Raw genomic sequence first — 18,899 nt, forward strand, 5'->3', positions numbered from 1 at the left:
GGATGCCAAGAGCTGTCAGCAACGAACCGGAAACATGGCCGGACCCGCCCGCCCCCGCGGAGTGGTCGGCCGGGGGGCTGCTCATCGCCAACCGAGGAGAGATCGCGATCCGGGTCGCGCGCACCGCGGCCGAGTGCGACATCCGCAGCGTGGCCGTCTACGCCGAGGACGACGCCGCCTCCCCCCACCGTGCCCACGCCGACGAGGCGGTAGGACTGACGGGTGGCGGCCCCGGCGCGTATCTCGACATCGCCCAGCTCGTCGACGTCGCCCGGCGCGCCGGATGCGTCGCCGTGCATCCCGGATACGGCTTCCTCAGTGAGAGCACCGAGTTCGCCGCCGAGTGCGAACGCCTAGGGCTCGTGTTCGTCGGGCCCCGGCCCCGGACGCTCGCGCTGTTCGGTGACAAGCTCGCCGCCCGGCGGCTGGCCCGCGACTGCGGCATCCCGGTCTCCGCGGGGCCCGATGAACCCGTCACGGTCGAGCGGGCCAAGGCGTTCCTCGCAGAACTCGGAGACGGCGCGGCGATCCTCCTGAAATCCGTCTCAGGCGGTGGCGGGCGGGGCATCCGTGTGGTGCGTGACGAGAGCGAACTGGACGAGGCGTACGTCCGGGCGTCCGCCGAGGCAGGGCTGGCGTTCGGCAGCGGCGCGGTCTATGCCGAGGAGCTCATCCAGCGCGCGCGGCACATCGAGGTGCAGGTCGTCGGGGACGGGACCGGGGCGGTCACCGACCTCGGGGAGCGGGAGTGCAGCGTCCAGCGCCGACACCAGAAGCTCATCGAGACGGCGCCCGCCGTGGCGCTGCCCGAACCGGTGCGCCGCGAGCTCGGCGGCGCGGCCCGGCGGCTGGCCGAGGCTGTGCGGCTGCGCGGTGTCGCCACGGTCGAGTTCCTGCTCCGTCCGGACGGACGTTTCGTCTTCCTGGAGGTCAACCCGCGGCTGCAGGTGGAGCACACGGTCACCGAAGAGGTCACCGGGGTCGACCTGGTCGCCACGCAGCTCGCCATCGCCGCCGGGGCCTCGCTCGGCGACCTGGGACTGGGCCCGGGCGAGGCTCCCCGCGTCCGCGGCCGGGCGATCCAGGTGCGCGTCAACGCCGAGATGATGTCGCCGGACGGCTCCACCCGCGCGGAGGGCGGCACGCTGTCGGTCTACGAGCCGCCCACCGGACCGGGGGTCCGCGTCGATGGCTGCGGCCTGGCGGGATACACCGTCAACCCCCGGTACGACTCGCTGCTTGCCAAGGTGGTCGTGCACACCGCCTCCGAGGAGGTCGCCGTCACCGCCGCGAAGGCCGACCGGGCGCTGCGCGAGTTCCGCCTGGAGGGGGTCGCGGTGAACCTCGGGCTGCTGCGCGCCGTCCTGCGCCATCCCGCGTTCACGGCGGGCCGACTGGTCACCGGATTCGTCGATGAGAACGCCGCGGAGCTGACCGAGGCCGCCTCCGCCTTCGTGCAACACGACCTGGCCACCGGGAAGGACGAGTCGCCGGACCTGCCGCCGGGATCGACCTCGGTCGGGGCTCCGTCGCCCGGTGTCGTCGTCGAGGTGACCGTCGCCGCGGGTGACGACGTGCGGCCCGGCGGCCAGGTGGCGGTGATCGAGGCCATGAAGATGCAGACCGTGGTCACCGCGTCGAGCGGCGGGGTGGTGCGTGAGATCTGCGTGTCCGTCGGCGACGTCGTCGAGCATGGTTCCCGGCTGGCGATCCTGGACGACACCGGCGGCACTGCTGCGGAGGACACGGCGGACCGCGTCCTGGACCTCGACGCGATCCGCCCCGACCTCCAGGAGGTGCTGCGGCACCGGACGGCGATCCTGGACGAGGCACGGCCCGAGGCGGTCCGGTCGAGGCACCGCCTGAACCGGCGGACGGCGCGGGAGAACGTGGCGGATCTGTGCGACGACGGCAGTTTCGTCGAGTACGGCGGGCTGGCCGTGGCCGCGCAGCGCGCCCGGCGGGACCTGGCCGATCTCATCGACCGGACACCGGCCGACGGGCTCGTCGCGGGTATCGGCCGGATCAACGGTGCCGACTTCCCGGACGAGCGGGCGTCCTGCGCGGTGATGTCCTACGACTACACCGTGCTGGCCGGAACCCAGGGAATGCAGGGACACCGCAAGTCCGACCGGTTGTTCGATCTGGTCAAGCGGTTCCGGCTTCCCGTGGTGCTGTTCGCGGAGGGTGGGGGAGGCCGGCCCGGCGACACCGACTACGCCGGTGTCGGCTACGGCGACCTCGTCACCTTCCCCCTGTTCTCGGGACTCAGCGGGCTGGTGCCGACCGTCGGTGTCGCGTCGGGACGCTGCTTCGCCGGCAACGCGGCGCTGCTGGGCTGCTGCGACGTCATCATCGCGACCGCCGACGCCACCATAGGCATGGCGGGTCCGCAGATGATCGAGGGCGCTGGACTGGGCCGCTTCGCCCCCGAGGAGGTCGGGCCGGCATCGGTGCAGACCGCCAACGGCGTCATCGACGTCCTGGTGGCCGACGACCGCGCGGCGGTGGAGACGGCGCGGCGCTACCTGGCCTACTTCCAGGGGCCGCTCTCCTCCTGGGAATGCGAGGACCAGCGCACGCTGCGGTGGCTGGTCCCGGAGAACCGCAAACGCGTCTACGACATCCGGTCCGTGATCTCCGTGCTGGCCGACAGCGGCTCCGTGCTGGAGCTGCGCGAGGGGTTCGGGACGGCGATCGTGACCGCCCTGGCCCGCGTCGAGGGCCGGCCCGTGGGCATCGTGGCCAACAATCCGCTGCGCCTTGGCGGTGCCATCGATGCCGATGCCGCCGACAAGGCCACGCGCTTCCTGCGGCTGTGCGACGCCTTCGACCTGCCGGTGCTGTTCCTGTGCGACACCCCCGGCTTCATGGTCGGACCCGAGGCCGAGAAACAGGCCCAGGTGCGCCACTTCGCCAGGTTGTTCCTCCTCGGGGCGGCCCTGACCGTTCCCACGTTCACGGTCGTCCTGCGCAAGGGGTACGGGCTGGGCGGTGTCGCGATGGCCGGCGGGAGCTGGCGCCTGCCGATCTTCACGATCGCGTGGCCGACCGGTGAGTTCGGGGCGATGGGCCTGGAGGGCGCCGTCCGGCTGGCCCATCGTGCCGAGCTCGCGGCGATCGAGGACCCGGCCGAGCGGCAGCGCGTCTACGAGGAGATGGTGGCCGGGGAGTACGAGCGCGGCAAGGCGCTGAACGCCGCCACCTACTTCGAGATCGACGACGTCGTCGATCCGGCCGAGACACGTGCGCGACTCGCGCACGCCCTGGCCGCCCGGCCGCCGTCCCGTCCCGCACGGGCGGAGGGCCGCAGGCATCTCGTCGACAGTTGGTGACCAGGTGACGGCAAGTGTGACGACAGGTGTGACGAAAGGTGGACGTGCCATGCAGGAGGAGCCGATCAGGCTGGCGGTGATCGTCGGCAGCACCCGTGACGGCCGGTTCGCGACCACGGTCGCCACGTGGTTCTCGGGAGAGGTGGGCCTGCACCTCAAGGCCGAGGTGGATGTGATCGACCTGGCCGAGGTGCCGTTGCCGGTGGTCATGCAGGCGGCACCGGTGAACACGGGTGTGTACGAGTCCGCCGAGGTCCGTGCGCTGGCGGCCCGCATCGAGGCGGCCGACGCCTTCGTGGTCATCACCGCCGAGTACAACCACAGCTTCCCCGCCTCGCTGAAGCTCGCGGTCGACTCGGTGCATCTGGAGTGGCGGGGCAAGCCGGTGGCCTTCGTGTCCTACGGGGGGCTGTCCGGAGGGCTGCGGGCCGTCGAGCATCTGCGGCAGGTCTTCGCGGAGCTGCGCGCGGTGACCGTGCGCAACACCGTGAGTTTCCACATGATGTTCGAGCAGTTCGACGAGCACGGCCGGCCGCGGCAGGCGGCGCAGGTGAGCACGGCGACGGCGACGATGCTCGCCGAGCTGGAGTGGTGGGCCCGTGCGCTGCGGCGGGCCCGCAGGGACTCGCCGTTCATGTGGTGATGGTCCGGCCCGTGCTCGCCTTCCGCCGCTGGTGAGGGGCGAGCACGGGCCGAATCGTTGCGCGTGTGCCGGGCTCAGCCCGACGCGTGCTCGCGGCCGAGTTCTTCGGCGATCCGCGCCCGCAGCCGATACTTCTCGATCTTGTTGGTGGGGGTCCTGGGCAGTTCGGGGATCACCCGGACGTACCGGGGGCGCATGAACCGGGGGACGTTCTCCTGGGCCCAGTCGAGCACCTCCTGCTCGCTCAGCGTTCCCCCCTGCTCGTCGTCGACCGGAACCACGAAGGCGGCGATGTCATGTTCGAGGGAGTCGGCGCCGGCGACGGGGACGACGGCGGAGACGGCCACTCCGGGCATGCCGTTGAGCAGGTCCTCCAGTTGGGCGGAGGAGATGTTCTCGCCCCGCGTGCGGATGCGGTCGCCCACGCGGTCCACGAAGTAGGCATGGCCGTCGCCGGTGCGGCGCACCAGATCGCCGGTGTGGAACCAGAGGTTGCGGGTGGCCGCGGCGGTGGCGTCCGGACGGCCGAAGTACTCGCGAAGCAGCAGATGAGGAAGCCGGGGCCGCACCGCCAGCTCGCCCGTGCCGTCCCCCTCGACCGGCTCGTCCATCTCGTCGAGCACCGCGACCTCCATGAACGGGGCCGGCCGTCCCATGAAGCCCTTCCCGATCGGGGCGTCGCCCTTCATGACGGGCGCGCCGAACCCGGCGAGCAGATCGAGGATCTTCCGGTGCCAGGGGTCGTCCCGGCCCGGTGCCTCGTCGATCACCCCGAAGTAGGAGCAGCCGGTCTCCGTCTGGCCGAAGCCCGCCGTCACGAACGGCACACCGAAGCGCTCGGCGAAGGCGTGGTGATAGGCCGGCAACGGTTGCATGTGCACCATGGTCAGGCTGTTGTCGGCGTCTGCGGGAGCGGCCGGCTCGTTCATCAGCCAGGGGATCATCACGTCCAGCAGCACCGCCGTGGTCGCTTCCGTTCGCCGCACCCGGCCCCAGAAGTCGTGGCTGCTGAACTTCTGCCAGACGGCCACCGTCGCCCCCGCCCACACCGCACGGGCGACATTGAAGATCGCTCCACCGACGTGGTAGAGGGGCAGGTCGTTGTAGACCACGTCACCGGGCCCGATCATCCGGCGTACGAAGAACGTGTACTGGTTCATCCACCGGAAGGGCTGGACGACGCCCTTGGGACGCCCTGTGGTCCCGCTGGTGTAGATGATGTTGGCCGGATCGGAGGGCATCCGGCTCACCGCGGGCTCCGACGCCGGACCGTCCGCCAGCTCCGCCCAGGTGAGCACGCGGCGCCCTGCCGGCAGGCGTGCGGGGACCTCGGCGGGGCCGTCCCCGTCGATGACCACGCAGGCGGTCGTCAGGGCATCGCTCACCTCGGCCAGTGCCGCGAGCAGGGCCCGTTCGCAGACGACCACCCCGACACGGGCGTCCGCGAGCTGGTAGGCCAGCGTGCCGGCGGTCAGATTGAAGTTGACGGGCGTGTAGATGAGACCGGCGCGCCAGGCGGCGAACATCGCCGTCGCCGCGGTGACCGGGTCGCGGGTGAACACCGCGACGCGGTCGCCGGTGGCCAGGCCGAGCCGCAGGAACCCGCCGGCCACACGCCGCACCGCCTCGTCGAAGTCCCCGTAGGACAACGTGGTGCCCGACTCCTCGGCCACCATGAGCGGCCGGTCGCCGTGGCGCCGGGCTCCTTCGCGCAGGCCCTCGATCACCAGCCGGTCGTCCCGGCGCAGCTCCGCGAGCACGTCCATGACACTCCCCAGATCGAATTCTTTTAAGCAGATTGCTATTCTGTTTCGCATCGGGAGATCGAGTCAACACTCACTTCGCCGTTGGAGGGACGATGCCCCGGCTTCGACAGGTGCCTCGCGATGAGGCCGTGGACCCGGTCGTGCGCTACATGTACGACCGCAAGTACGGCGACCGGGATCCGGTGGCCCAGCCCGGTACGGAGAGCGGCACTCCCGGCGACTGGGAGCCCGTGTTCGCCCTGGTGCCGGACGTGTTCGAGCACGCCGTGCGCGGCTTCGCCCTCTACCAGAGCCCGGACAGGCTGCTGAGCCCGCTGTTGCGCGAACTGGCCCAGGCGCGGGTGGGATGGGCCTGCGGCAGTCAGTTCGTGTACTCCCAGCACTGCAAGATGCTCCGGCAGTCCGGGGCTTCCGAGCAGCAGGTGGCGGACCTGCCCCACTGGACGGTGTCGGAGGCCTACAGCCACCTCGAACGCGCGGTGCTGTCCTACGCGGACTGCATCGCGTTCGACCACGGCCGCGTCCCGGACGAGTTGTTCGCCGCGCTGCAGAGGTCCCTGTCGGACGAGGAGATCCTCGAGCTCACCTACATCACGGCGCTGTACGCGATGCACGCCGTGATGAGCCGTGCCCTGCGCACCGAGTTCGACGACCGCGCCGAACCGGTCACCGAGGTTCCCGCACCGGAGGGGTACGCCCCTCGGCCTCGCCCGCCCTTCCGGCTTCCGCCGCGCGACCCGAAGCCGTAGGGCGGAGCGTCGCCCGTCCCCGAGCCCGTGGTGGTCCGATCGGCTCGGGGGCGGGACGTGTGCACCGCTAGTCCTTGGATTCGAGCAGGTGCAGCAGGCGCACCCACGCGTCGAGAGCGGGTTCGGCGCGGTAGGCGTCGGGACGCGCGTCGCAGCAGAAGGCGTGGCCCGCGCCGGGGTGGACGACCGTCTCGTACCGCACGGAGGCGGCGTCCAGGGCCTGTTCGGTCGCCGTGATGTCGTCCGCGGAGATGGTGGGATCCTCGGCGCCGTGCACCAGCAGCATGCGCGCTGAGATGCCGGCGGCCCGGTCCAGCACGGCGTGCGGTCCAGCGGCGATACCCGGCCCGTAGAACGCGGCCACGGCGTCGAGGCCGGGGATGGCCGTGGCGGCGGTGAACGCCGCTCGGGCCCCGAAGCAGAAGCCGACCAAGGAGCATGTCGCCTGCGACGTCGGGTACAGGCGGGCGTGCTCGACGGCGGCCGCGACGTCGGCGGTCACCTCCTGGGGGCCGAGCTCGGCGATCAGCCCCATCGCGGTGGGGCGATCGGTGTAGTCGACCGTGCGGTGGCCGGTCCGGTGGAACAGCTCCGGCGCCACCGCCACGAAGCCGTGCGTGGCCAGCCGGTTGGCCACCGACTGGATGTGCGCGTTCACACCGAACGCCTCTTGCAGCACCACCACCGCCCCTTTGGGCGTCCCCCCGGGCTCGGCCGCATAGGCGCGCATCGGTCCCGCCGGCGTCGCGAGATCGGTCCAGGCGGCGTGCGGCGAGAGGGGGCCGTCCTCGGTGGAGAGGGGTTCCCGCGAGCGGCGAGCGTCTCGTCCCGGCATCTGTCCTCCTGGTTGCTGCCCGCCCGATCCTGCGACCGAGCCGTTCGTCCTGGATCCGCCATGACTGTTGACGGGCCCCCGCTTCGACTGCACTATACAGAATACGAATCTGGAGAGCGGGAAAGTCCAGCTCCTGACGATGGGAATGTGATGGGGCGACTCGATGGCAAGATCGGTTTCATCACCGGGACGGCGGGCGGGCAGGGCAGGGCCGCCGCCCTGGCCTTCGCGGCCGAGGGAGCCCGGGTCGTCGGCTGCGATGTCCGGCCCGACGACGACGCCGAGACCGCCGCCATGATCAGGGCCGCGGGCGGTGACATGATCTCCCTGGGCCACGTCGACCTCTCCGACCCGCGGGCGGCGCAGGACTGGATCGCCCGCGGCGTCGAAGCCGCCGGCGGGATCGACATCCTCTACAACAACGCCGGTGCGATGAGACCAGGAGGCATCGCGACCACGCCCGACGAGGACTGGGCGTTCACACTGAGACACGAACTCGACCTCGTCTTCCACACCTGCCGGGCCGCATGGCCCCACCTCATCGAACGCGGCGGAGGGGCGATCATCAACACCGCCTCCGGTGTCGCCCTGCGCGGCAGCACGTGGGGAACGGCCCATGCCGCCGCCAAGGGCGGTGTGGTCGCCCTGTCGCTCCAACTCGCCGCCGAGGGTGCCGAGCACCGGATCCGGTGCAACACGATCAGCCCCGGGTTCATCGAGTCCCCGGCGACGGCCGCGATCATCGCCCAGGGGCGGGCGCCGAACGGCGCGCCGCTCCCGCCCGTCCCGCTCGGGCGGATCGGGCAGCCCTCCGATGTCGCCCACTGCGCGCTGTACCTGGCCTCCGACGAGGCCGAATGGGTCACCGCGACGAACATCGTCATCGACGGTGGCGCCGCCGGTATCCGCAACGCCGGCCTGGGGTGACCCGGCCGGGGAGCACCGATCCCGCCCAGGCGCCGCACTCGCGCCGGCGCCGGCCCGCCGCCCTGGCGACGGCCCACGATCCCCGCATCCCACCGACGGCTCGGCCGACCTCTACCCATCCCACCCCCGTCTTGCCGGGAGAGGCTCATGCACCCCCGACCACCCCACCCCGTCCCGCCCGAAATCATGCGCAAGGTCAGCCGCAGGATCTTCCCGATCATCCTGGCCGGCTACTTCATCGCCATCCTCGACCGGTCCAACGTCGCGGTCGCCGCACTGACGATGAACGAGCGGATCGGCCTCACCGCCGCCCAGTACGGGCTGGGCGCCGGGCTGTTCTTCCTCACCTACGTGGCGCTGGAGATACCGAGCAACGCCGTCCTGGCCAAGGTCGGCGCGCGGGCCTGGCTCGCCCGGATCATGATCACCTGGGGTGTCGTCGCCGCCGCGATGGCCTTCGTCTCCGGCCCCGGCTCCTTCTACGCGCTGCGCCTTCTGCTGGGTGCCGCCGAGGCCGGGTTCCTGCCGGGTGTCATCTTCTACCTCGCCCGGTGGTATCCCGCCGAGTACCGGGGCAGGGCGTTCGGCACACTCCTGCTGGCGGCCCCGCTGGCAGGAGTGATCAGCGCTCCGCTGGGCGGGCAACTGCTGCGGCTGGACGGCCTGCTGGGACTGGACGGCTGGCAGTGGCTCTTCCTTCTCGAGGCGGCCCCTGCCGTGGTCCTCGGCTTCGTGCTGCTGCGCCACCTCAGTGACGATCCCCGCACGGCCCCATGGCTCGCCGACGACGAGCGCCGCGTCCTCCTCGCCGCGCTGGACACCGGGTCCGCCCGGTCGGGAGAACCTCGCGAGGACGGCAGGAACGCGCTCGGCTCGCGAGCGGTGTGGGCGGTGCTGCTGAGTCCCGTCGTGCTCACCTTCGCCGTCATCGGGTTCCTCCTGCAGGCCAACACCACCGGACTGCAGCTGTGGATGCCCTCGATCATGAAGTCCGCGTTCGGTGCGGGGACGACGGCCGCGACCCTGCTGGCCGCCGTCCCCTACCTGGTGGCCGCCCTCGCCGCGTGGGCGGGCGGGCGGCTGGTCGACCGGCGCGGCGGCGTGCGGCCGCAGATCATCGTGCCGTGCCTGCTGGCCGCGGCCGGGATGACGGCCAGTGTGCTGGTCGGCGGCGGCGCAGTCGGCTTCGCGCTGCTCGCGTTCGGGGGCGGCGTGGTCACCTGGGCGTTTCCCGCGTTCTGGAAGATCTGCTCGCAGCTCACCACGGGGGCCGCGGCCGCGGTGTCCATCGCACTGATCAACGCCACGGGTTCACTGGCCGGATTCGCCATGCCCTGGATCATCGGTGAGGTCCGGCAGCGCACGGACAGCTTCTCCGTGCCGATGTACCTGATCTCCGGGGGGCTCGTCCTGGCGGCCGTCCTCTGCTGGACGGTCTCCGGCCGCATCGCCGACCCGCCGGTCGGCCCCCCGCGAAGAGGAACGTCCGAGAGCGAGCCTCCCGCCCCCGCTGAGGCGGAGAGCGGTGAAGGACTCGTGAAGACAGCGCCGGCCCGCGCGCGGAAGCGGGCTCCACGGAAGGAGAACACGATGGTCAGGATCAACGTGCCCGAGGGTGAGGACCCGATGGCGTACGTCATGAGCAAGGCCGGGTCGCCGACCCTCAACCGGCACCGGGCCGAGTCCATGGCGGCCCAGTACGACAACGAGAGCACGCTGTCGCCGCGAGAGCGTGAACTGTGCCGGATGCTCATGGCCCACATGATGGGCTGCAACCACTGCCGGCAGGTCAGGATGTGGCGGGACCGGCCGGGGTTCTGCGAGGAGCCCATCCCGGAGAGCTTCTACGCCAACGTCCTGCAGTACGCCTCGGCCCCCGACTACACCGAGCGGGAACGGCTCGCCGCCGAGTTCTGCGAGCGGCATGGGGGCGACCATCTCTCACTGGCCCAGGACGAGGACTTCTGGGAGCGCATGCACGCCGCGTTCGGCGACGAGGAGATCGTCGATCTGTGCATCATGGCCGGCACCTGGGAGGCCGGCCGGCGGATGTTCCAGGTGCTGCAGGTCGACGGCATGTGCGGCGTCCCCGCCGCCGACGGCGAGATCGAGCTGAAGATGCCGCGGGTGGTCGAGCAGGCCCGGCGGCGGTAGGGCGACACCGTCGTCCCGGGTGTCCCGCGAGGTACGAACGACCAAGGAGTCCTGATGTCCGACGCCGTCCGGCGCCTGCGGTACGACGAGCTCGACGACGACCTGCGTGCCGCTCTGGCGCCCCGCGTCGAGCGGCTGGGCTACCTGGGGGAGTTCTTCGCCCTGGCGGGGCACCAGCCGGCCGCGTTGCTGGCCTTCCACCGGTTCACCGAGGCGCTGAAGGAGGCGCTGCCTGCCGAGGTCACCGAGGCGGTGGCGCTGACGGTGGCGACGGAACTGAGCAACGACTACGAGCGCTGCCAGCACGAGCGGCTGGCACTGCGGCTCGGCTTCGACCGGCAGTGGATCGCGGCGGCCGGCGGCCGGGCCGGAAGCGACCCGGCCGCTCTCGGACCGGCCGCCGCCTGCGCCCGTCGGCTGGCGCTGGCGATGGTGGCCCGGCACGGACACGACGTCGCCGCGGAACTCGACGATGCCGTGCGGGTGCTGGGGGAGCGCGACACCATCGGTGTCACGCTCCTGGTCGCCCGCTACACCGCGCATGCCACCGTCGCCAACGCCTTCGCGATCCAGCCGCCGGTCGGCTCCGTCTTCGACGAGCCGGTGGGCGGCGGGTGAGCCAGGGCCTGTCTCGACGTGCCCTCAGGTACCGCGCGAGCGCGTTATCTGGGCGGTGAGGCGAAGCCGGAGGCGAGTGTCATCGGCCAGATCACGAAGCGATGCCGTGCTCGCCAAGGCCCGGTCAGGGGTGAGCCGCCAGGCGAGCGCCGTGGGCCGGGCTTTGAAACTCAGCCTAGGGCGTTTCGGTTGCGGGCGGGCCAGGGCGCTGGAGTGTGAACGGTTCGGCGATGGGCGTGTACAGCGGGCCGCCCAGCCTGGCCATCGGCTCCAGCGCCTTGGCGTCCACCCGGTGACCGTCGAACACCGCCGAGGCGATGTGGATCCACTGCACCTGCCCGAACACCATGGTGCCGTTACCGATCTCCAAGATCCGCACGACCTTGCACTCCAGCGCGGCAGGTGCCCGGGCGACGCGCTGGGGCCGCACCGTTCGGCTCTCGCAGGCCTCGATGCCCGCCCAGGCGAACTCGTCCTCGCCGTGGGGCAACTCCGCACTGGTCAGGTTCATGGCCTCGACCAGCGGCGCGCTGACCACGTTGACCACGAACTCGCCGGTGTCGCGCGCGTTGCGAGCGGAGTCCTTCACCAGGCCACGCCTGCGGCTGCTGGTGAAGTGGACGATGGGCGGTTCGCTGGAGACCATGTTGAAGTAGCTGTGCGGCGCCAGATTGCTGCGCCCCGCGGTGTCGACCGTGGCGACCCATGCGATGGGCCGGGGCACCACGAGGGAGGTGAGCAGCGAATAGACGCGCCGTGCGGACAGCGCCGAGACGTCGATCTCGAAGTCGTTCACGGTGATCCTCCACAATTGCAGATTATGATTCTGTATAACAGAGAAGCCTTGATGATGCACGCCTGGGTAGGCACAGGAGGGGCGAGATGGGTGAGCGGCAGGGAACCGCGGAGAGCCGCGAGGGTGCGTTCGTGGTCCTGAGTGACTGCTAGATTCTGTACCATGGAATCGTCGCAGGGTACGCCCGGAGCCTACGGCCCGGCGCCCCGCTACCCGATCGAATCGGTCGACAACGCGCTCCGCCTGCTGTCGCTGTTCCGCGACCGCGAGCGCATCCGGGTGAAGGACGCCGCCGAGGTCCTCGGCGTGGCCACCGGTACGGCTCACCGCCTACTGGCGATGCTGGTCTACCGCGGCTACGTGTCGCAGGACCCCATGTCCAAGCTGTACGTCCCGGGGGCGATGCTGCTGTCGATCGGGCTGCAGGCCGCACGCCGCTCCGATCTGCGCGAGGCGGCCCAGCCCTTCCTCGACGAGCTCAACGAGCGGCTGGGCGAGACGATCCATCTGGCCACCCTGGAGGGCACCGAGGTGCTCTATGTCGACGGGCGGGAGAGCCACTGGGCGCTCCGTGTGATCTCCCGGGCCGGCACGCTGCAACCCGCGCACTGCACCTCCGTCGGCAAGGCGCTCCTCGCCGAGCTGTCGCGGGAGCGCCTGCTGGAGCTGTATCCGCAGGAGCGCCTTCCCCAGCCGACACCGCGCTCCATCGGCATGCGAAGCCAGCTTCTGATCGATCTGGAGTCCGTCCGATCACGGGGCTACGCCCTCAACTTCGGCGAACTCGAGGAGGGGGTCGGCTCCCTGGCGACCACCGTGCACGGGCCTCAGGGGCTGTGCGTGGCGGCGCTCAGCGTGGGCGCCCCCCTCAGCCGTCTCGACGATCTACGCATGCAGCAGATGGCGGAGGAGCTCAAGCAGACGGCGGCCCGTTTCCAGGAGTCTCTGTCGGGCTGATCCGCCGACCGCTCAGCAGCGCCTGTCGAGCCCCACCACCGGGTTCGACAGGCGCTTCGTCATTCCCGGGCCCGCTGCGCACCGGGCGCGCTCCATCGCCTCCGTCTCGGGCGTGGTCCTGGAAAAGGGCGGTTGTCCCCACTTCCACAGTGCTCTACTATGCAGAAAAAGGTTCTGCAAAGGGTGGTGATGGTGGTGGGGAACCCGGACGGTCCCGCCCACGGGGCTCTCTTCATCGATCAGATCGGGGCTCCCGCGCCCGCGCTCGACGACCTGTGGCCGTCGATCGTGATCACAAAGGAGGAGATCGACGCCGAGGTGGAACGGCTGTCGGAGGCGCCACGGCCGGAGAACGGCCGCCGCCGGTCGCTGATCGTGCATCCGCGCGACGTCGGGCCGGGCCACGGGCTGGCTCCGGGCATCCAGGTGGCGCTCGAAGTGCTGCTGCCAGGGGAGCGGACGGCGCCCATCCGGCACAACTCCTCGCAGGTGGTCTTCTGCATCGCCGGCGGGGGCACCGCGATCGTCGGCGCGCGCACGCGATCGGCCCGGCCGTTCGAGCGCCACGACGTCTGGAACATGCCCTCGATGGCCACCTACGTCCACGTCAACGACACCGCGGAACGCCAGGTACGGCTCGTCTACAGCAACGCCGCGCTGCTGGAGAAGCTGAACATCCACTATGTGGACGTCAACCCCGGGGAAAGTGTCCTGGGCGGCGAGGAAACCGGCGAGGAGTCGTCCGCCACCCCGTTCGAGGAGACCTTCCCCCTCGACGACGAAGGCGCCTGGCTCATGTGTTACGAACGGCTGGTCAACCCTCCGGTGAACGAGTCTCCCTCGTTGATGTGGCGCTGGCACAAGGTCAAGGAAGAGCTGGACAAGCTCCACGCGCTCGGCCCCTCCTACCGGGGAAGGCGCCTCTACCTGCTCTACAATCCCGCCACCGGTCGGACGAACGGCACCACGCACAACTTCTTCGCCACGATGACGATCAGGCCGGCGGGCATCGTCGACCGGCCCCACCGGCACACCGCCGCCGCCGTCAATTACTACTTCCAGGGCAGCGGCCACAGCACGGTGGGGGGCCAGGTCCACGAATGGAAGGCCGGCGACCTGATGCTGTCGGCTCCTGGATGGGCCGTGCACAACCACGTCAGCCATGAGGAGGACGTTTACGAGCTGACCGTGCAGGACAGCCCGCTCAACCTGGCGATGGACTCCCTCATGTGGCAAGAGGACCTCAAACGGCCACCGCTGCTCATCGGCTCGCACGCCGGCTGGTCCACCAACAGGGACCAGATGTGAGCGCCGCCGAACTACCGCCCGCATTTCTCCGCGGTTCCTACGTGCCCCTCATCACCCCGTTCACAGACGGGCAGGTGGACTACGACGCCCTCGCCGCCCAGGTCGAGCGTCAGGTGGAGGCGGGGTCCGACGGAGTGGTGGTCACCGGAACGTCCGGTGAACCCAGTGTTCTCACCGGCGCGGAGCGGGCCGCTTGCTACGAGGTCGCGGTCGGCGCCGCGCAGGGCCGGATCCCGGTGGTCGCCGCGACCGGTGCCGGCTCCCTGGCCGAGACGCTGGAGCTGTCCCGGCACGCCGCCGGAGCGGGGGCCGCCGCCCTGCTGGTCGTCACGCCCTACTACATCAAGCCGCCGCAACGAGGGCTGATCGACCACTTCACGCGCGTGGCGTCCATTGTCGATCTACCGGTGCTCATCTATCACATTCCGGGTCGCAGCGGCGTCACCATGACCGTCGACAGCGTGCGCCGGGTGGCGGAGGAGGCCCGTAATGTCGTCGGGGTCAAGCACGCCTCCACCGATCTGGCCTGGGCGACGGAACTGCTGACCACGCTGGGCCCGGACTTCCGGCTCTTCTGCGGGCTGGAGGAGATGTCGTTCCCCATGCTGGGAATCGGTGCATCCGGCCTCATGAACGCCGTCGGCAATATCGTTCCGAGACGGGTGGCCGAGCTTTGCCAGGCCGTGGCCAAGGGTGATCTCGCCATGGCACGGATTCTGCATTACGAACTCTTCGAGCTCAATCAGGCGGTCTTCTGGGACACCAATCCGATACCGATCAAGTACCTCATGACCCGGCTTGGAACGCTGGCCGGCGGTGAACATCGTCCCCCGCTGTCACCGCCCGTCGGCGAAGTCCGTGCCCGTTTGGACGAGCTGGCCGTACGCCTGGCGCAGCGCCTGAAGTGAGGCTCGCCCGGCCGACTGTTCCGTCACCAGATCACCTTTGACGCACTGCCGAACCAAGATTCGCCAGAAAAGAAGACCAACAAGGAATGGCCATCATGAGTGCCCCCCCACGTTCCCGCGGTGCCGCCGTGGTGACGTTCGATCTGTGGTCCGACTTCATCTGCGGCCACTGCTACTACGGCACCCGGCGTCTGGTGGACGCGCTGGCCGGACTGCCCGATCAGACGGCGTTCCAGTTGCGCTGGCGCAGCTTCCAACTCGATCCCCGCCCTGCCGGCCGGCGCCCTGGCGGCGACCTCTACGACTACCTGGCGCAGTTCAACGGCAGCCGGGACGCGGCGCGGGCCGCGGCGGCCCGGATCGGGCCCGTGGCGGCCGCGGAGGGGATCGCTTTCCTGCCGGACCTTGCCCGCCCCGGCAACACCGCGGACGCGCACCGGCTGGTGCACCTGGCCGGAGAGCACGGCCTCCAGACCGAGCTGGCACTACGGCTTTACCAGGCCTATTGGAGCGAAGGTCTGCCGATCTCCGACCACGGCGCGCTGTTGGAGATCGCCGTCCAGGTCGGCCTTGATCGCGAGGTGACCCGGCACATGCTCGCCGGCCCGCGGTTCGCCGCCGAGGTCGTCAATGACCAGAGCCTTGCCGCCGACCTAGGCGTACGGGGAGTACCCGCCGTGGTGGCCGATGGCCGAGCCGCCTTCAGCGCCACCGAGCCGCGTACCGCGCTGACCGCGACCCTGCGGCGCCTGCTCGGCGAAAGAACCCGAGCGTGAACAGCGTGTCCATCAACAACACGACCGCGTCCACGCTGGGGCGCGCCGGCATCGCAAAGAAGGCTGACTCCATGCCAGAACTGAATGACAAGGTCGCGATCATCACTGGAGCCGGCCGCGGTCTCGGCCACGCCTATGCTCTGGAGCTGGCCGAGAGGAACGCCACGGTCGTCGCCGTCGACGTTGATCACGCGGCCGCGGCCATGACGGCGCAGACGATAAGGAGCCGCGGTGGCAAGGCCGAACACTTCGGTGTCGATGTGACCGACGAGCCGGCTTTGGACGGAATGGTGGCGGCCGTACTCGAACGGCTGGGCCGCATTGATATCCTGGTCAACAATGCCGGCGGCGCCATGGTCGCTCCCGGCCCGGCCGAGGAGCTGACTCTCGAACAGTGGAATCGTGTCCTGTCGGTCAACCTGACGGGAACATGGCTCGCGGCGAAGGCGGTCATCCCCGCCATGAAACGCGCCGGCCGCGGAACTGTGATCAACGTCTCGAGCACGACCACACGGCGCGCCTTCCCACTGGGCCTGGCGCCCTACATAGCGGCCAAATCCGGTGTCGAGGGACTCACCCGTGCCATGGCCCGAGAACTGGGCCCTTTCGGAATCACCGTCAACGCCATTTCGCCGGGCATGGTGCTGATGGACAAGGCCGAGCGCGCCACGCGGCCGGAGATGCTGCTCGGCATCGCCGAACAGGTCCGATCAGAGCAATGCATACCGCGCGAGCAGACGACCGAGGACATCTGCGGAGTCATCGCCTTCCTGGCCTCCGGGGAGGCGGCCTTCATGACCGGTCAGGTCGTCGAGGTCGACGGTGGTTGGGCACTCGGCTGACCGGGCCCGCCGAGCGACACGACCGACGCCACGAAGGAGCGACCATGAGTGCGGTTCACAACGTGATCGTCATCGGCTCGGGCCCGGCGGGCTACACCGCTGCGATCTACGCGGCCCGCGCCGACCTCGAGCCGCTGGTCCTGGAGGGATCGGTGACCGCGGGCGGAGCGCTGATGAACACCACCGACGTCGAGAACTTTCCCGGCTTCCCCGACGGCGTCGCGGGGCCCCGGCTGATGGGTCACCTCCGCAAACAGGCCGAGCGGTTCGGCGCTCGACTCCTCGCCGACGACGCCACCGAGGTCGACCTCACCGCCTCGCCCAAGGTCGTCAAGGCCGGTGGCCACGCCTACCTGGCGCGGTCGGTCATCGCGGCCACCGGCTCCGAACACCGCGCCCTGGGCTTGGAGAACGAGAAGCGGCTGTCGGGTCGTGGAGTGTCCTGGTGCGCGACCTGTGACGGGTTCTTCTTCCGCGGCCAGGACATCGTGGTGGCCGGCGGAGGCGATACGGCCATGGAAGAGGCGATCTTCCTGACCCGGTTCGCTCGCAGTGTCACCGTGGTGCACCGCCGCGGCAGCCTGCGCGCCAGCAGGATCATGCAGGACCGCGCCTTCGCCAACGAGAAGATCGGCTTCATCTGGGACAGCGAGATCATCGACGTCCTGGGCGAGAACCGGGTCAACGGTGTGCGCATCCGCAGCCATGGAACGAACGAAGAGTCCCTCCTCCAGGCGACCGGCCTGTTCGTCGCCATCGGTCATGCTCCGCGCAGTGACCTGTTCCGGGGCCGGCTCGACCTCGACGACAACGGCTATGTGCTGGTGAACGCCCCTACGACCGCCACCAGCGTGCCCGGCGTCTTCGCGTGCGGGGATCTTGTCGATCACACGTACCGGCAGGCCGTCACCGCGGCCGGGACCGGCTGCTCCGCCGCCATCGACGCTGAGCGCTGGCTCGCCGATCAAGGCGCTGACCCCGCCGTGCCCGTGAGGCTGACCGCGAAACCGTGACGCCGCTGCCAGGCCGACCCGCCTGCCGCCTCGACCGCGATGGCCCGTCGCCGGGCAGCGCCGACGTCTCAGCGGTTGTGGCGGAGCCCCGCTCCAAGAGATCCGTTTGCATCTACGGGTAGATCGTCTACCCGGGTCGGGAGAGCGTTGTGGGAGTACTCGATCGTTTCCGGCTCGACGGCCAGGTGGCCATCGTGACCGGCGCCTCTTCCGGGCTGGGCGCGGCGTGTGCCGTGGGCCTGGCGGAGGTCGGTGCCGATCTGGTGCTGGCGGCGCGGCGCGCCGATCGCCTTGAGGCCACCGCAGAAGCGGTGCGAGGACTGGGCAGGCAGGCCAGATGCGTCCAGGCCGATGTGACCGATCCGCAGACGTGCCGGCGAGTCGCGGAGATCGCGGTGCAGATGGGACCGGTGGGCGTTCTGGTGAACAGCGCCGGCATCGCTGCGGCCGTCCCGGCATCACGGGAGAGTCCCGAACACTTCCGCTCGGTACTGGAGGTGAACCTCATGGGCTGCTACTGGATGGCGCAGGCGGCCGCCGCCGTCATGGACACGGGCGGCGCGATCGTCAACGTGTCGAGTGTCGCGGCGCTGGTTTCGGGCGGGCTGCCGCAGGCCGCCTATTCGGCGTCCAAGGCAGGGCTGCTCGGGCTGACCCGCGACCTGGCCGTACAGTGGTCCTCGCGGAAGGGGATACGGGTGAACGCCGTTGCCCCAGGCTTCTTCACCTCCGAGATGACCGGCCAGCTCGATGAAGGCTTTCTCGACGGCCAAGTCGAAAGGTTGCCGATCCCACGGCTGGGCGAACCCGAGGAACTCGCCATGACGGTGCTCTTCCTCGCCACCCGGGCTTCCGGTTACCTCACCGGCTCGACCATCGTCGCCGACGGCGGTCTCACGATCTGCTGAGGGGCTCTTTATCCTCGGTGGGGGTGCCCACGTCACAGCGCGATCGCGGGATCGGTCTGATCCGCCGGATATGGCGATCGACCAAGATCCGCACCACCCGCCAGAGGCTTCGCGCGCTGTTCACCGGGCCACGTAGGCCCCGCCGCCGGCGCTGGCCGACGAGGGCCACCACGGCGCCGGTGAATTCGGCGTCGCCCATCGCTCAATTGAAGACCTGGCACAACCTGCGGTCAGAGCCTTCTCGGGAGCGGGCCGATCCATGGACGCCGACCACGTGCACAGCCGGTGACGGTGAGGACCTTGCTTGAATTTTGGGGTGCCTGTAGGGTCGAGGGGGTCGTTCTTGCAGCTAGATGGCCTGGTG

At 70.2% G+C, this 18,899-nt stretch carries 16 protein-coding genes; 13 read left to right on the plus strand and 3 right to left on the minus strand.

Features of this window, described 5'->3' with window-relative positions; translation table 11 throughout:
• The first annotated feature begins 2 nt into the window (after positions 1-2).
• Together ACFPZN_RS07065 and ACFPZN_RS07070 are read left to right on the plus strand one after the other, a co-directional pair.
• Complete coding sequence (locus ACFPZN_RS07065; protein WP_378280979.1) at positions 3-3,335, plus strand: acetyl-CoA carboxylase family protein; 3,333 nt, start codon at positions 3-5, stop codon at positions 3,333-3,335.
• A gap of 49 nt (positions 3,336-3,384) precedes the next feature.
• Positions 3,385-3,978: an NADPH-dependent FMN reductase gene (locus ACFPZN_RS07070; RefSeq protein WP_378280980.1), complete on the plus strand. Its 594-nt coding sequence runs from the start codon at positions 3,385-3,387 to the stop codon at positions 3,976-3,978.
• Between the two features lie 74 nt (positions 3,979-4,052).
• Here ACFPZN_RS07070 and ACFPZN_RS07075 read toward each other — a convergent pair whose 3' ends face one another.
• A complete protein-coding gene (locus ACFPZN_RS07075; protein WP_378280981.1) occupies positions 4,053-5,744 on the minus strand; it encodes a class I adenylate-forming enzyme family protein in 1,692 nt (563 codons plus the stop codon).
• Positions 5,745-5,872: 128 nt separating this feature from the next.
• Between ACFPZN_RS07075 and ACFPZN_RS07080 the strand changes: the two genes are divergently transcribed.
• Positions 5,873-6,493, plus strand: coding sequence for a carboxymuconolactone decarboxylase family protein (locus ACFPZN_RS07080; RefSeq protein ID WP_378280982.1), 621 nt, complete (start codon positions 5,873-5,875; stop codon positions 6,491-6,493).
• Between the two features lie 67 nt (positions 6,494-6,560).
• Here ACFPZN_RS07080 and ACFPZN_RS07085 read toward each other — a convergent pair whose 3' ends face one another.
• Positions 6,561-7,328, minus strand: a complete 768-nt coding sequence (locus ACFPZN_RS07085; protein WP_378280983.1) for a dienelactone hydrolase family protein — start codon at positions 7,326-7,328, stop codon at positions 6,561-6,563.
• Between the two features lie 150 nt (positions 7,329-7,478).
• On the opposite strand from ACFPZN_RS07085, the gene ACFPZN_RS07090 reads away from it, so the two are divergent.
• The 3 genes from ACFPZN_RS07090 to ACFPZN_RS07100 all read left to right on the plus strand — a co-directional run bounded on the left by ACFPZN_RS07090 (position 7,479) and on the right by ACFPZN_RS07100 (position 11,027).
• A complete protein-coding gene (locus tag ACFPZN_RS07090; protein ID WP_378280984.1) occupies positions 7,479-8,255 on the plus strand; it encodes an SDR family NAD(P)-dependent oxidoreductase in 777 nt (258 codons plus the stop codon).
• A 147-nt stretch (positions 8,256-8,402) separates the two neighbouring features.
• The gene (locus tag ACFPZN_RS07095) at positions 8,403-10,409 is read left to right on the plus strand and encodes an MFS transporter (protein WP_378280985.1); all 2,007 of its coding nucleotides are present in this window, start codon (positions 8,403-8,405) and stop codon (positions 10,407-10,409) included.
• Positions 10,410-10,463: 54 nt separating this feature from the next.
• Positions 10,464-11,027 (plus strand): hypothetical protein, encoded by a 564-nt coding sequence (locus ACFPZN_RS07100; protein ID WP_378280986.1) that lies wholly within the window; start codon positions 10,464-10,466, stop codon positions 11,025-11,027.
• 175 nt (positions 11,028-11,202) lie between these two features.
• On the opposite strand, the gene ACFPZN_RS07105 is transcribed toward ACFPZN_RS07100, so the two are convergent.
• Entirely contained in the window at positions 11,203-11,823 is a 621-nt protein-coding gene (locus ACFPZN_RS07105; RefSeq protein ID WP_378280987.1) for a flavin reductase family protein, read from the minus strand.
• A gap of 162 nt (positions 11,824-11,985) precedes the next feature.
• On the opposite strand from ACFPZN_RS07105, the gene ACFPZN_RS07110 reads away from it, so the two are divergent.
• The 7 genes from ACFPZN_RS07110 (at position 11,986) to ACFPZN_RS07140 (ending at position 18,535) form a co-directional block, all read left to right on the plus strand.
• On the plus strand, positions 11,986-12,780 hold the full coding sequence (locus ACFPZN_RS07110) for an IclR family transcriptional regulator (RefSeq protein ID WP_378280988.1): 795 nt from the start codon (positions 11,986-11,988) through the stop codon (positions 12,778-12,780).
• A gap of 159 nt (positions 12,781-12,939) precedes the next feature.
• Complete coding sequence (locus tag ACFPZN_RS07115; protein WP_378280989.1) at positions 12,940-14,088, plus strand: cupin domain-containing protein; 1,149 nt, start codon at positions 12,940-12,942, stop codon at positions 14,086-14,088.
• Positions 14,085-14,996: a 4-hydroxy-tetrahydrodipicolinate synthase gene (dapA, locus tag ACFPZN_RS07120; protein WP_378280990.1), complete on the plus strand. Its 912-nt coding sequence runs from the start codon at positions 14,085-14,087 to the stop codon at positions 14,994-14,996. The genes ACFPZN_RS07115 and dapA overlap by 4 nt, the downstream gene beginning before the upstream one ends.
• Before the next feature lie 95 nt (positions 14,997-15,091).
• Positions 15,092-15,772, plus strand: coding sequence for a DsbA family oxidoreductase (locus tag ACFPZN_RS07125; RefSeq protein WP_378280991.1), 681 nt, complete (start codon positions 15,092-15,094; stop codon positions 15,770-15,772).
• Between the two features lie 5 nt (positions 15,773-15,777).
• Positions 15,778-16,614: an SDR family NAD(P)-dependent oxidoreductase gene (locus tag ACFPZN_RS07130; protein WP_378280992.1), complete on the plus strand. Its 837-nt coding sequence runs from the start codon at positions 15,778-15,780 to the stop codon at positions 16,612-16,614.
• Positions 16,615-16,658: 44 nt separating this feature from the next.
• The gene (gene trxB, locus ACFPZN_RS07135) at positions 16,659-17,627 is read left to right on the plus strand and encodes a thioredoxin-disulfide reductase (protein ID WP_378280993.1); all 969 of its coding nucleotides are present in this window, start codon (positions 16,659-16,661) and stop codon (positions 17,625-17,627) included.
• A 149-nt stretch (positions 17,628-17,776) separates the two neighbouring features.
• Complete coding sequence (locus ACFPZN_RS07140) at positions 17,777-18,535, plus strand: SDR family NAD(P)-dependent oxidoreductase (RefSeq protein WP_378280994.1); 759 nt, start codon at positions 17,777-17,779, stop codon at positions 18,533-18,535.
• Positions 18,536-18,899: the final 364 nt, after the last annotated feature.

This window comes from Actinomadura rugatobispora (assembly GCF_042656285.1).
In the GTDB taxonomy this organism is placed as follows: Bacteria; Actinomycetota; Actinomycetes; order Streptosporangiales; family Streptosporangiaceae; genus Spirillospora; species Spirillospora rugatobispora.

Excerpts from the sequence above, each read along its gene's own strand:
- ACFPZN_RS07065 (WP_378280979.1), top strand. The coding sequence starts at position 3 with ATGCCAAGAGCTGTCAGCAACGAACCGGAAACATGGCCGGACCCGCCC.
- ACFPZN_RS07070 (WP_378280980.1), top strand. The coding sequence starts at position 3,385 with ATGCAGGAGGAGCCGATCAGGCTGGCGGTGATCGTCGGCAGCACCCGT.
- ACFPZN_RS07075 (WP_378280981.1), bottom strand. The coding sequence starts at position 5,744 with ATGGACGTGCTCGCGGAGCTGCGCCGGGACGACCGGCTGGTGATCGAG.
- ACFPZN_RS07085 (WP_378280983.1), bottom strand. The coding sequence starts at position 7,328 with ATGCCGGGACGAGACGCTCGCCGCTCGCGGGAACCCCTCTCCACCGAG.
- ACFPZN_RS07090 (WP_378280984.1), top strand. The coding sequence starts at position 7,479 with ATGGGGCGACTCGATGGCAAGATCGGTTTCATCACCGGGACGGCGGGC.
- ACFPZN_RS07095 (WP_378280985.1), top strand. The coding sequence starts at position 8,403 with ATGCACCCCCGACCACCCCACCCCGTCCCGCCCGAAATCATGCGCAAG.
- ACFPZN_RS07100 (WP_378280986.1), top strand. The coding sequence starts at position 10,464 with ATGTCCGACGCCGTCCGGCGCCTGCGGTACGACGAGCTCGACGACGAC.
- ACFPZN_RS07110 (WP_378280988.1), top strand. The coding sequence starts at position 11,986 with ATGGAATCGTCGCAGGGTACGCCCGGAGCCTACGGCCCGGCGCCCCGC.
- ACFPZN_RS07115 (WP_378280989.1), top strand. The coding sequence starts at position 12,940 with ATGCAGAAAAAGGTTCTGCAAAGGGTGGTGATGGTGGTGGGGAACCCG.
- ACFPZN_RS07125 (WP_378280991.1), top strand. The coding sequence starts at position 15,092 with ATGAGTGCCCCCCCACGTTCCCGCGGTGCCGCCGTGGTGACGTTCGAT.
- trxB (WP_378280993.1), top strand. The coding sequence starts at position 16,659 with ATGAGTGCGGTTCACAACGTGATCGTCATCGGCTCGGGCCCGGCGGGC.